This window comes from Rhizobium bangladeshense, assembly GCF_001662075.1.
Lineage (GTDB): Bacteria > Pseudomonadota > Alphaproteobacteria > Rhizobiales > Rhizobiaceae > Rhizobium > Rhizobium bangladeshense_B.
This window is the reverse complement of record NZ_LYPL01000008.1, coordinates 57,028-69,104: the sequence shown is the minus strand read 5'-3', so window position 1 is coordinate 69,104 and position 12,077 is coordinate 57,028. Positions and strand designations below refer to the sequence as shown.

Here is a 12,077-nt window from a genome sequence, read left to right as displayed (position 1 = left end):
GATCTAGGCTGCACGCTTGAGGGCATCGGCAAGCGTCGAGACGAGCGTGTCGATCTGGTCCTTCTCGATGATCAGCGGTGGAGACAGCGCGATGATGTCGCCGGTGACGCGGATCAGCAGTCCCTTGTTGAAACAGTCGACGAAGATGTCGTAGGCGCGTGTTCCCGGAGCGCCATCACGCGGCGCCAGTTCGATTGCGCCGACCAGTCCGAGGTTGCGGATGTCGACGACAGCAGGCAGGCCCGCTAGCGAATGGAGGGCGTCCTGCCAGTAGACGGCCAGCTCGGCTGCGCGGGTCAGCAGCCCTTCTTCCTCATAGATTTCGAGGGTTGCGAGCCCGGCGGCGCAGGCGACCGGATGGCCGGAATAGGTATAGCCGTGGAAGAGCTCGATCGCATTTTCTGGTCCGACCATCAGACCGTCATAGACCTTCCAGCTGGCAAAGACCGCGCCCATGGGAACGGCGCCGTTGGTGAGGCCCTTCGCCGTGGTGACGAGATCGGGTAGGACGCCGAAGTAATCCACCGCGAAAGGCGTGCCGAGACGGCCGAAGCCGGTGATGACCTCATCAAAAATCAGCAGGATGCCGTACTTGTCGGCAGTGGCGCGCAGCTTTTCCAGATAACCCTTCGGCGGCAGGACAACACCGGCCGATCCCGACATCGGCTCGACGATGACGGCTGCGATGGTTTCGGCGCCGTGCAACTGCACCAGGCGCTCGAGATCATCCGCCAGTTCGACGCCATGGGCGGGCAGCCCCTTCGAAAACGCGTTGCGGCCGATATCCAGCGTATGGCGCATGTGATCGGCTGGGATCTGCGGGAAGACCCGCCGATTGTTGACGAGACCGCCGACGGAAATGCCACCGAAGCCGACGCCGTGATAGCCCTTTTCGCGGCCGATGATCCGGGTGCGCGTGCCTTGACCGATCGCGCGCTGATAGGCGACGGCTATCTTCAGAGCCGTATCGACCGATTCCGATCGAATCGAATGCCTCCAACCCTTCGGTCGGAGCGCTGAAGCGAATTCTCGACGGCATTCCGATCGGGCTGGCGGAATTCTTCGCCTTCGAACCGGAGCGTCCGAAAAAGGCCTTTTACGCCGCGGAGGAGCTGGTGGAGATCGGCAAGGGCGCCATTTCCTACAAGCAAGTCGGTGAAACCCTGTTCGGGCGCAGCCTGCAGATATTGAAGGAATGCTACCAGCCGGGTGCCGACACCGGAAAAATTCCCCTTGTTCACGAAGGGGAGGAGGGCGGGATCGTGCTCTCGGGAAGACTCGAGGTCACGGTCGACGACGAGCGGCGTATCCTTGGACCGGGCGACGCTTATTATTTCGAAAGCCGGCGCCCGCATCGGTTCCGTTGCGTCGGACCGGTGCCATGCGAGGTTATCAGCGCCTGCACGCCGCCAACGTTTTAACGCAATTTCACAAAATGCGCGCAGTGGTTTCGGAAAGATGATCCCGAAGGCGGATCGGTAAGGACCCGCCTCCGGCAGTTGATCTTGACTTAGTCGTTCGCCGATACCTTGACGCCGAGCACCGTGGGAATGGTGTTCGGCGCACCCATGGCTGCACCGACAATCATCGGCACAGGAACCGGCTTTTCCGGCGCGGCGCTGATCGTCAGGCTCTTCGGCCCGTCAAGATAGGTGTTGAGAGCCGCCGATATCTGGTTTTGCAGTTCCGGCATGTTGAGTTGCGCCATCATCATCGGAACCAGCGCCTTCAGCGATTGTGCCAGTTCGTCGCCCGTGACGCCCTGCTTCGCGCCGGCATAGTCGAGCGCCTTTTTGGTGATCGAGGCGTCGTCGAAGCGGATCGAGGCGCTGTTGAACGTCAGCTGCTGCATCAGCCCCATCATAGCAAGTCCGGCGGCCTGGTTGGCCTCTTCCTTGTTCGGATTGGCTTCGGCTGTCTTGACCGCCTCCTGCAGCGACTTGATGAAGCCGAGCGTATAACCGGAGAAGTCGACGGCGAAGTTCAGCCGGCCGACATTCTTGAAATCGAAAGCATATTCGTCGAGGACAACCTTGCCGCTTTCGACTTCCCAGCTTCCCTTCATCGTCATGGTGCCGTCGAGCGTCGTCAGTCCGAGCTTCTCGATGGCCTCCTTCGCAGCCGCGTCCTCGACTTGCGACAGGTCGGCCTTGAAGCCGGCGACGTTGGCGTCGTAGGCAAAACCGCCGTCCTGGCGCCCCATGTTTGCCTCGACACCTTCGATCGCAAGCACATCCTTGCCCTTGATGTTGAGCGCGATCGGCCCGGTGCTGGCGGTTTCATAGAGGAGGATATTGTCCAGCGTCTCGCCGGTCGCATTGGCGGGAATCGTCAGGCCGGTGAACAGAATCTCCTTGGCGGAAAAGCGTCCTCCCTCCTGGCTGATATCGACATCCGGGAAGGAAAGGGTCTTGGCGTAATAGGCGCCGCCTTCTTTTTCCTCGACGCCCTCGAAGGTGAGGTCGCCGATCTTCAGCGTGTCGCCGGGCAGGTTCGCAAATCCCACCTGGACGCCTGTTGCTGTCACCATGTCGCCGTCGACTTCGGCTTTCTCGAAGGTGATGACCGTGCCGCCGGCATTGGTTGCGGCGCTGAGCTTCTTCATCATATCCGCGCCGTCGAGGGCGAGCGCCGGGCCGGCCAGCGTCAGGAACGCGGTGCTTGCCATCATCAGGTGGAAATTGCGCATAGGCTTCATGGAGATGTCCTTGTGTTGAAGGTAGATGCGGGGAAATTCATGGAATATGCCCCGCCGCGCTCTGCTCGCAGAGCGGCCGGGACGTCACGGTTCGTCAGATCAGCTAATTGGGGGTGACGCGATCGGGATCAGCCGGATCCGGCAGGCCGGAGAAATTCGGCCACCCAGCCGCCGGGGGCCGGGCCGGGATATTTTCTCTAGCAAAAGTAGTTTTCTGACTCATCGCCAGAGCTAAATTGTATTTTTTCGATTTTTGCAACCGCGAATTTTCGTTGGTGGAGCGGAATCAGTCACGCTTGTCGGCGAGGCCGACGCAATCGAGGATGGTCGTGCTGCAAACACCCGCCTGCCGCAGTAGGCGAGGCTGCGCGCGCCAGTTCTGGTAGGCGATCCGGAATTCTATATCCTTGTAAAAATAGGTCCTGCCTTTTGTCGCGAGCGGCTCCTGTTCAACGCATCGGCCGTGACCACGATATGGGTGGTTAGCCGCTTGAATTGCCACGGCGGCGCGCGTCGCTCCTTCTCGATCACCTCGACGTGGTAATAGGGATCGTCTTCCCCGGGATCGGGAGCCTTGTGGACGGTGGCCCAACGGACGGTCCGAGGTGAGACGGAGAGAATGATGGCGGAGATGGTCGGTCGCTCCACCGATTCGGCGCGCGCCGAAATCGTCTGGCCCAAAATCGCGGCGACTGTGAAAAGGACGGTAAGGGATTTTCGCCTGGGGTGCACGCGCTTCAGCTGCTGCGGCCCTCGATGCGGGCGAGCACGCCATCGAGCGCTGCGGTCAGCGCAGCAAGGCCGCCCTTCTTGTCGACGTCGGAAAGAACCTGCTCGTTCAATCCGCCCTTGGTGGCGAATTCGCGGCTCAGCGCGCTGAACGGCTCAGTGCCTGGGCTGTTGGCCTTCTGCGCCAGACTTGCGAAAAGCGGCGCGATATAGGCATTTGCTTTCGGCCTTTCCAGGCCGCTTTTTTCCAGCCAGACGGCTGTGGTTTCCATGATGCCGAAATAGGTCGACATCATTGCGCTCGCCGCCGCGAGCAGATCGTATTCCTTTTTCGACTGACACTGGACGGCGGTTCCGAGCGTATCGAACAGCGCCGCGACGGCGGCATCGGGCGGGAGGATGGCGGTGACGCCTTGCCGCTGCGCGACGAAGGGCAGGGGGATGGCCTGGACGAGGTGCACGTCTGCGCCGATCCAATCGAGAAGAGCCTGGCGCTCGGTCGCTGCAACGAGGCTGACGACCACCTGGCCGGTTCTGAACGAAAGCGCCCGTACGACCTCCTCGGCGATCTGCGGCCGGATCGCCAGGAACACCATGTCGCTGCGATCGACGACAGTCTGGTTGTCCCCGGCAATCCTGACGGCGGCGAACTCCTGGGCCAATGTCGCGGCAATGTGCGCGCTCCGCGGCGATACGTGGATCTCGGAAGCGTAGGCCGGTGCGGCCAGAAGCCCGCGAACCATCGCTTCGGTGATCGCGCCGGTGCCGACGAATCCAATGCTGTTGATCATCACGTCGTTACTCCGCAGCCCGCAGCGGTCCCAGCGCGACATCCGTCGTGTAGTTCTCGCGCATGAAGTTGATGAAATTATCCTGGAACTGGCGCGTATGGGCGTGGGCGAGCTCGTCGGCCAGATCGACGTTCTTCTCCCTGATGGCGTCGAGCATCAGCGTGTGCTCGTCGGTCAGCAGATAGCCTTCGTGCGTCCGCTCCAGATATTCGAAATGCAGGTGCAGCATGCGCTGGCCCTGCGACAAAAGCTTCTCGTAGAATGAGGCCAGATACTGATTTTTTCCGGCATGGGCGATTGCCATGTGGAATTCCTTGTTGGCTTCTGACATGGCGAGGTGATTGCCTGTCTTGACCGCAGCCTCAAACGACTTCAGCCGTTTGGCGATGATCTTCAGATCGGCCTCGGTTCTCAGCGCTGCGGCAAGCCGCGTATTCATCCGCTGCGCGATGTCGAGCGCCTCGACATATTTCGGAAGGTCGCCACTTCGATCGGCGCGACGATCGTGCTGCGGTTGGAAAGCGTCACCACCAGCTCGTCGGCGCCGAGCCGGATCAGGGCCTCCCGCACCGGCGAGCGCGACATGTCGAAACGTTCGGCAAGCGTCGTCTCGTCGAGAAGCTGACCGGGCGGCAAAGCGAGCGACAGGATCTCGTTACGCAGCGTTTCGTACACGTTCTTCCATCCGGTGCCGCGGATCCGTTTCACTTCCGATTCTTCAGACACTTAAGTCCCTTTCTCTCGACGTGGATTCATTGGGCCAGAAAAACAGCGTGTCGGCAACGCAATTTTTCGGCTTGATCTTGCCGACACGCTGTTGACTCTTCGAGCCCTGGGGCCGCTACAAGGAATTCGGCATCGGCCGCGAACGGCCCACTGGGCTCGACAGCTATATCGAGGCCAAGCAGATCACCAGGCTCAATTCCGCCTGTCCCGGCGAAAATCCACACACCGATGCTGAGACTGGCCTGAGGCTGCGCGGCTTGAGGAAAGAGATCGGCTACGATATCCCAAGCAGCATCTTGTCCCCAATGAGGAGCTTGGGAAATGCCATTCAACACCGCACAGGTGACCGATCTCGGGAAGGCGCCCACGGCCTCTGATGTGATCCTGAAGTATATCCGCGACTCGATCGCGGATGGTTCGCTTGATGAAGGCGAACCGATTCGGCAGGACGATGTCGCGCGCCTGTTCAATGTCAGCAAGATCCCGGTTCGCGAGGCGCTCAAACGGCTCGAGGCTGAAGGCCTGGTCGAGTTCCATCGCAACAAGGGCGCGATCGTCACAAGCCTTTCGGAACCCGAAATCGCTCAGATCTTCGAGGTGCGCGCGATCCTGGAAACGAATGCCATCAAGCTGTCGATCCCGCACATGACGCAGGAGACTTTCAAAGAGGCACTCGCTTTTTGCGACGCTTTCGCTGGGGAAACCGACGTCGCCCGCTGGTCGGAACTGAACTGGCGCTTCCACAGCCGCCTTTACGAAGACGCTCGCCGGCCCTTCCTCGTCAGCACGATCCGGTCGGTGAACGACCGGCTGGAACGATATCTCCGGGTGCAGTTGACGCTGTCGCACGGCCAGCAGACGGCGGACCGCGAACATCGGCAAATCGTCGAAGCCTGCCGGGAGCGGGACGAGGACAAGGCGGCAGAGCTGGTCTACGCTCACATCATCAGCGCGTGCCAATCGCTGCTCGAACATCTGCCCGGGAAAAGGTCCCTTTAGCCGTCAGTCTCCGCTATCCTCCTGATGGCCTCGAACACGGCGCGGGGCATTTTCAGTCCTTCCGACGCAGGCCTTGGATGGTCGATGCCGCTGACGCCGGGCACGAAGACGCCGTGGCTTTGCAGGCGGTCGGCTTGGCGGCGCGCGCGTTCGACAAGGCCGCGGTCAGCCTGCCCCGGCATCATCGCGATAACCGTCAACCCCACAGCCGGACTGACGCTTCCTGATCTGAAGGATGGCGTATCCAGTGACCAGGGGCCGCCGGACAGGCCGGCCGACAGCATTTCCACCATCAGTGCCACATTGGCGCCCTTGCGCCCGCCGAAGGGAAGCAGGGCTCCGCCGAGCGCCCTTGCGGCATCCTGAGTTTCCTGTCCCGCTTCATCGACGGCCCATCCCTCCGGGATGCTGCGTCCCTCGGCTGCGGCCGCGACGACGTTGACATAGGCGGTCGCACTCGACGCCTGGTCGATGAGGAGCGGCGGCGTTCCTTCGCCGAGTGGAAAGCCGAAGGCCATCGGGTTCGTACTGTAGACGGCAGGGCCGCCCGCTTTGGCGACCACCATGGCGTTGGCATTGGTCGCGGCGATGCCGACGATCCCTTCGCCGGCAAGACGGCGGACGTAATAGCCGAGTTCTCCTGTGGTGTAGCTGTTCGTTTGCGTGAAGACGGCGACCCCGAGCGTGCGCACCGCTTCGACCAGATCCTTGAAGGCAAGATCGAAACCGAGCTGTGCGATCCCCCGATCGGCATCCGCGGCGAAGAAAGCGGGGTAAGGACGCTCGCAGGTGGGAGCGGGATCGCGGTTGATGCGGCCCTCGCGGAAGCTGTCGAGGTAATCGACGAAATGCGGGAACCCGACGGCCGGAGGTCCGTAAAGCGCGGCTGACAAGGTGGCGTCCACGAGGGAACGGGCGCTGGCTTCGCTGGCGCCAGCCGCAAGGCAGGCGCGCATCGCCAAGCTCTCGGCTTCCGCCAGATCGAATAGGACCTCATCCGACATCTTGTATCTCCTCTTTTTTCTCTTCTGGCCGTCCGACCCGGTCCGGCCGTTCTGAGGCTTCTTAGCAAAAGTGGTGAACGCTGCCAGGGAAAATGTACATGCATGTCCATTTTACGCAGTTGACGGATCGGCTTTTTCAGATATCGTATACGATATTACAAAGCAAGATGGATCGGGCGCACGCCAAACGGGAAAATCGGAGGCGGCCACATTGCCCTCATGAAGACCGAGCGCGCGCAACCGAACAGAGGAGAAGCAGAAATGGGATTTAAAAGAACGATTCATGCGGTCGATACCCACGCCGGCACGCCGATGCGCGTGATAACGGGAGGCGTTCCGCACATTCCCGGAAACTCCGTCTATGAGAAGATGAAATGGCTGGAAAGCAACGACGACCAGTTGCGCAAGCTGATGCTGCGCGAACCGCGCGGCTATCCCGCCCATTGCTGCAACATCATCGTGCCACCCTCTCATCCGGAGGCCGATGCCGGCTATGTCATCATGGAGCAGGTCGAATATCCGATGATGTCCGGCGGCAACACCATCTCCGTGGTGACGGTCCTCTTGGAAATGGGCATGCTGCCGATGAAGGAGCCCGTCACCGAACTGGTCCTTGAGGCGCCTGCCGGCCTGATCCGCGTGAAGGCGCAGTGCAAGGACGGCAAAGTCAAAAGCGTGACCTTCAAGAACGTGCCGGCATTCGCCGCCCATCTCGACGCCATCATCGAGGTGCCGCATCTTGGAAAGATTACGGTCGATGTCGGCTGGGGCGGCATGTTCTATGTCATCGCCGATGTCAGACAGTTCAAAGGCCTTGAACTGATTCCGGCGCACGGAAGGGAGATCGCACGTGTTTCCGCGATGATCCGTCAGGCGGCCATCGAGCAGTTGCCCGTTGCCCATCCGCATTATCCCGGCGTCGGCCTCACGATCTCGCAGCTGTCGGGACCGACGGACGATCCGAACGCCGATTGGAAGAACACCGTCACGATGGCCACGGGCGATCTTTCCTGGGACGATCCCGCGACCTGGACGGGAGCGCTCGATCGCTGCCCCTGCGGCACCGGCACATGCGCGAAGATGGCCGTTCTGCATGCGAAGGGCGAATTGCCGCTCAATCAGGATTTCCGGCATCAGGGAATCCTCGGCAATATCTACACCGGCAGGCTGGTCGAAGAAGCAAGGGTCGGCGACAGATCCGCCGTCGTCCCGACGCTGACCGGCACCAGCTGGATCTCCGGCCTGAACACCCTTGTGCTGGACAATGACGATCCCTTCACCGAAGGGTTCACTCCGGGAGACATCTGGGCCTGAGCAAAAGGGCGTGACGCATCGCCTGGCGATGATCCCGCTTTCGTTTTGGGCGCCATATGTTTACAAGCGGAAGCTGTAAAGATTCGACCGAACGGAGGCATCGCTCTTGCATATTCTGCGTCGCGCGCTGTTGGGGTCCCTATGGGCCATGATCGGCTGGAAACCGTCTTTCGCTGCGCAAGCCAGCCCGGAAACAATCACCCAGGACGAGGCGTCGTCGGTGACGCCCCGGCACGTCCTGTGTTTTCTCGGTAGGGATCGCGACCTCAGCCGCCTGTCCGAAGCGGCAGGCCAAGCGATCCGTGATTTCGCCACCGGCTTCAGCGTCGATGAGGATTATTCGCAGGCAGAGCCGGATAACCGCATGAGCCGGTCATTCGATGTCTGCTGGGATCGGGTCGAACCGGATGCGTGGGACGAGGCGGACGAGAAAGCCGTCGCTGATCACCAATCCGTCCTCTATCTCCTCGGGCCGAGCATGGCGCAGGCGGAGACGGTGAAGGTGTCGATGACGGCGCTGCGTCTCGTCGAGCGGCTGATCGCGGCGGGAGCGGTTGCCGTCAAGGGCGAAAGCGCCGGCATCGCCCATGGCCTCGATCGATGGAAAGAGTTGATCCGGCAGGCAGCCGAAGCGCAGAAGGCCAACGACCCGCTCACTCAGCAGCGCATCGGCCGCCTAGCCTTCGCAAAGCGGCCGCTCTCGGCTCGCGGATATCTAGAAAGCGTCGGCTTTCATCTCGTCGGGCTGCCGGAAGTCTGCGCGCCGGAGGCGATGGGCAGCGAAAGGCAAGTCGTTGCCATCATCGACCAGGTCGCCGACGAGATCGCCGGGCATGGCCTGGATCCTACGCTGAAGAAGCGCCGCGCCAGGCTCTCCTTCGAATCCACCTATGAAGTGGACGAATTCAAGTTCAATCCCTACGGCATCGTCCGGCTTTCCGAATGAGCGGGCGAATCTCCAGCGCCTTAGGTTCTCAGGCCAAGCCAGTCGAGCCGGAGGGCGTCTGCCAGCCCGACCGATTTGGAAACACTGGCCTCGCATGGCCGGCAGTCGCTCAATCCATCTGCAGTTCAAGTGTTGCGGCAAGCTCTTCATAGTGGCGCGCAGACCCGGCATTTTTCTCGGCGGCATACTTGGCGCCGACCACCCGCGCTGCCTTGGTGGCGATGCTGAAGGCATCTGCGGGTCAGGTGCCAACTGGCGAAGCAATGCATCATTGTCGGCCAGTCGACAACCAGCCTGAGTGGCATTGTCAAACGTTCATCAGAAGAAGCAGGCTATTTGTAAGTGATTGTGTCGCTGACGCGCGGGCGGTTGAAGAAATGATGGTCGAAGCTGTAGCCGTTCTGTCCGGTGAAATTTGAGAAAAACGCGGAGACCGGTGTCGTCAATGTGTATTGCACGCGGGTCAGCACGACCTGGACGCCCGCATCCTGGATTTGCGCGGGGATATCGATTGCGCTCGCCGTTCCGGAATTCAGCGCCGAGGTGTTGAGCGCCGCAGACCAGTTGACGGTCGCGTTGCCGCTTTTGCTGATATCGTTCACCGCGACGGTGATCGTCAGCCCGCTCGTGTCATAGGGCTGCAGAATGAAGCTGGCGCCGGAAAGAAGCTTAGTAACATCGGAACTCGTCCACGAACTCTGCTGTCCAATCAAATCGCCCGTCGTGGAGGCGATTTCGTCGATCTTACGGCTGACCGTCAGCGCATGGCCGAGATCGACGGTGCCGAACAGCAGCATCACCAGGATCGGCAGCACCAGAGCGAATTCGACGCCAGATGCAGCCGTCCGCTCTTGCGCCAGACGATATAGGCGAGATCGGGCGAAGCGGAAAAGGAAAAGGCTTCGTTTCTTGATCATGTCAGAAGGGCTCATTGCGCAACAGGACGGACGAGCCAAGAAGATAACGGCCGTCCGAAAGCTGGGCGCTCGACAGAGTGAGGAAATTGGCGACGGGGTCCCAGGGCAGGAAGGTCTGAACCAGAATGTAATCGCTGCCCTTGCCGACATCGAAGGTCTCGGTGACGGCAAGATTGCCGCTATTGTCGATCGGGTCGGTGCTGACCGCCGCCGACAGGTCAGAAAGCACGTTCACTTTGACGACGAGATCGGTGGAGCAGTTGAACGACAAAAGCATATCCTCGCAAATCTTCGCCTTGAAGCCGGCGAGCGTGATCTTCGACGACGCAACTTCGCCGGTACGGATCATTCGGGAGATTTTGTGAACCGAAGCATCCTGCGCAGAGTTGACGAAAAACATCAGCGAGACTTCGATGATGCCGAACAACATGATGAAGAGCGGCAGGGCGAGGATCGCGAACTCGATCGCAGCCACCCCTTCACGATCGCCGAGGAAGCGGCGAAGCGATGTCAATCTTTTTCCGTATTTCATTGGGTCAGCCGGACGGAAGAGAGATATTGGGTAAAGAGCGCCGAAAGCCCTGCCGTAATTTCCGTCGACGACGATGCCGAAATGAACAGGCTCTTCGATGATGCGCAGCCGGCAAGCGCATAGGGGATGTAATCCCGTCTCGTAATACTGCTCGAAACGCCGCTGTCCATGGTGCCGCCCCAAGTGTTCTTCCAGTTGGCGCTGGCCATGGTCGAGCCGACGGTGGCGTTATAGCCCCAGTCCGAGGTGATCGGCAGATATTCGGTGTAGAGCACCGCCATCGTATTGGATTGGTTCTTCAGATAGCCGCACCACTCGGGATTAAGCGGCGCCACCTTGTTCCAGTATGAGCCGGAAATCGCCTTGCCCTTGCTCCATACCACTCCGTCGGTGACCCATTCGCGCTGCGACTGCACGCCGTCCGTCAGCAGAAGAACCAGCTTGAGCGGCGAGCCTGAGGTGGTTCCGTCCCCTCCGGCGCCGACCTTTTGCTTGAGCGTTGTAAGCGATACGTCGAAATAGGTGGCGGCCTTCGAGGTCGCGCTGGTGAGGCCGTAGCTTGCATCCGCCAAGCGGGTACGCGCCGTATCCGTGCTCAGCGTCGGGGTCAGAACTTCGGTGAGCGTATCTCCCAGGCTGTAGAGTCCGACCTTGATCCGTTCATGATTGGCGTCGGATTCGTCGATCATGTCGAGCACTTCGCGGACTGCGTCGCCGGCGACATCGGCACGCAGCTTTATCTTCTTTTCTGAGCTGTATTCATAGTTGTTGGCATATGTCTTCTTGCCGATCGTGTGCGCGTCGCCGGTGTGGCAGGCGAACTGGCATCCGATGCCGGCATACATAGTCGCCTGGCCCGATGTCGTTGCCGCCAGCAGCATCGAGGGCGAGCTGTCGATGACGATATAGACGTTGAGATAGGAGGTGGCCGGTCCCTTGACGGCGCTCGCCACGCCGACGTCGACGGTCTCGATGTTGGCGATCTTCATGAAGGTGGTCGGAACGGTGCCGCTCGCCGTCGCAGTGATGTTGTGGTTGGCCGTATCGATCTCGATCTCACCCAACGTGTAGCTGTTGTCCACCTGTACGTGGAACCAGTCGGAAACCTTCTTCTTGAGAGCGTCCGTGTCCTCGACATTGTCGATCTGTTTGACCGCGGCGATCAGGGCTGCATCGAGGTCGCTCTGCATCCTCTGCCGGACATTGTAGCTGCGGATGTAGTCGAAGCTCGCGCCGACTGCGACGAGCATTGGCACCAGGCTGAGGGCAACGACGATCGCGACATTGCCGGTTCTGTCCCTTCCGAGACCGCAAAGCGTGTGCAAGCATCGACCCAATGAAGATAAAAAAACTGACTTCAAAAAACCACCAATACGCCGGAATGAAAATCGTAATGACAAGATGTTTCAACGAAGCTTAAG

9 protein-coding genes and 4 pseudogenes are annotated in these 12,077 nt (G+C 60.4%); 4 read left to right on the top strand and 9 right to left on the bottom strand.

Features of this window, described 5'->3' with window-relative positions:
* Positions 1 to 3 precede the first annotated feature (3 nt).
* Positions 4 to 981 (bottom strand): annotated as a pseudogene (locus tag A7X77_RS17090) (aminotransferase class III-fold pyridoxal phosphate-dependent enzyme); the annotation flags it as partial.
* Here A7X77_RS17090 and A7X77_RS17085 point away from each other — a divergent pair.
* A pseudogene (locus tag A7X77_RS17085) lies at positions 981 to 1,421 on the top strand (cupin domain-containing protein); the annotation flags it as partial. The pseudogenes A7X77_RS17090 and A7X77_RS17085 sit on opposite strands and share 1 nt — an antisense overlap.
* 89 nt (positions 1,422 to 1,510) lie before the next feature.
* Here A7X77_RS17085 and A7X77_RS17080 read toward each other — a convergent pair.
* From A7X77_RS17080 to A7X77_RS17065, 4 genes and pseudogenes are all read right to left on the bottom strand, one after another.
* On the bottom strand, positions 1,511 to 2,698 hold the full coding sequence (locus A7X77_RS17080; RefSeq protein WP_064684047.1) for a hypothetical protein: 1,188 nt from the start codon (positions 2,696 to 2,698) through the stop codon (positions 1,511 to 1,513).
* Between the two features lie 286 nt (positions 2,699 to 2,984).
* Positions 2,985 to 3,346: pseudogene (locus A7X77_RS17075) on the bottom strand (DUF5086 family protein).
* Positions 3,347 to 3,435: 89 nt separating this feature from the next.
* Positions 3,436 to 4,221 carry a pyrroline-5-carboxylate reductase gene (locus A7X77_RS17070; RefSeq protein ID WP_156668121.1) on the bottom strand — a complete coding sequence of 262 codons (786 nt, stop codon included), beginning with the start codon at positions 4,219 to 4,221 and terminating at the stop codon, positions 3,436 to 3,438.
* A gap of 4 nt (positions 4,222 to 4,225) precedes the next feature.
* Positions 4,226 to 4,944, bottom strand: a pseudogene (locus A7X77_RS17065) (GntR family transcriptional regulator).
* A 321-nt stretch (positions 4,945 to 5,265) separates the two neighbouring features.
* On the opposite strand from A7X77_RS17065, the gene A7X77_RS17060 reads away from it, so the two are divergent.
* Positions 5,266 to 5,943, top strand: a complete 678-nt coding sequence (locus A7X77_RS17060; RefSeq protein ID WP_064684046.1) for a GntR family transcriptional regulator — start codon at positions 5,266 to 5,268, stop codon at positions 5,941 to 5,943.
* Here the strand turns inward: A7X77_RS17060 and A7X77_RS17055 are convergent.
* Positions 5,940 to 6,947, bottom strand: a complete 1,008-nt coding sequence (locus A7X77_RS17055; RefSeq protein ID WP_064684045.1) for an Ldh family oxidoreductase — start codon at positions 6,945 to 6,947, stop codon at positions 5,940 to 5,942. The genes A7X77_RS17060 and A7X77_RS17055 overlap by 4 nt on opposite strands.
* A 261-nt stretch (positions 6,948 to 7,208) precedes the next feature.
* Between A7X77_RS17055 and A7X77_RS17050 the strand changes: the two genes are divergently transcribed.
* Complete coding sequence (locus A7X77_RS17050; RefSeq protein ID WP_064684044.1) at positions 7,209 to 8,261, top strand: proline racemase family protein; 1,053 nt, start codon at positions 7,209 to 7,211, stop codon at positions 8,259 to 8,261.
* A 106-nt stretch (positions 8,262 to 8,367) separates the two neighbouring features.
* Positions 8,368 to 9,207 carry a hypothetical protein gene (locus A7X77_RS17045; RefSeq protein WP_064684043.1) on the top strand — a complete coding sequence of 280 codons (840 nt, stop codon included), beginning with the start codon at positions 8,368 to 8,370 and terminating at the stop codon, positions 9,205 to 9,207.
* A 332-nt stretch (positions 9,208 to 9,539) separates the two neighbouring features.
* Here A7X77_RS17045 and A7X77_RS17040 read toward each other — a convergent pair whose 3' ends face one another.
* The 3 genes from A7X77_RS17040 to A7X77_RS17030 are packed head-to-tail and all read right to left on the bottom strand — an operon-like array spanning position 9,540 to position 12,017.
* Positions 9,540 to 10,124 (bottom strand): TadE/TadG family type IV pilus assembly protein, encoded by a 585-nt coding sequence (locus tag A7X77_RS17040; protein WP_064684042.1) that lies wholly within the window; start codon positions 10,122 to 10,124, stop codon positions 9,540 to 9,542.
* A gap of 1 nt (position 10,125) precedes the next feature.
* Positions 10,126 to 10,656, bottom strand: coding sequence for a TadE/TadG family type IV pilus assembly protein (locus tag A7X77_RS17035; RefSeq protein WP_064684041.1), 531 nt, complete (start codon positions 10,654 to 10,656; stop codon positions 10,126 to 10,128).
* Positions 10,653 to 12,017 (bottom strand): TadE/TadG family type IV pilus assembly protein, encoded by a 1,365-nt coding sequence (locus A7X77_RS17030; protein ID WP_064684040.1) that lies wholly within the window; start codon positions 12,015 to 12,017, stop codon positions 10,653 to 10,655. Before A7X77_RS17030 ends, A7X77_RS17035 begins: the two co-directional genes overlap by 4 nt.
* Positions 12,018 to 12,077 lie beyond the last annotated feature (60 nt).

Coding starts and splice junctions, on each gene's coding strand:
- A7X77_RS17080 (WP_064684047.1), bottom strand. CDS start 2,698: ATGAAGCCTATGCGCAATTTCCACCTGATGATGGCAAGCACCGCGTTC.
- A7X77_RS17060 (WP_064684046.1), top strand. CDS start 5,266: ATGCCATTCAACACCGCACAGGTGACCGATCTCGGGAAGGCGCCCACG.
- A7X77_RS17050 (WP_064684044.1), top strand. CDS start 7,209: ATGGGATTTAAAAGAACGATTCATGCGGTCGATACCCACGCCGGCACG.
- A7X77_RS17055 (WP_064684045.1), bottom strand. CDS start 6,947: ATGTCGGATGAGGTCCTATTCGATCTGGCGGAAGCCGAGAGCTTGGCG.
- A7X77_RS17035 (WP_064684041.1), bottom strand. CDS start 10,656: ATGAAATACGGAAAAAGATTGACATCGCTTCGCCGCTTCCTCGGCGAT.
- A7X77_RS17040 (WP_064684042.1), bottom strand. CDS start 10,124: ATGATCAAGAAACGAAGCCTTTTCCTTTTCCGCTTCGCCCGATCTCGC.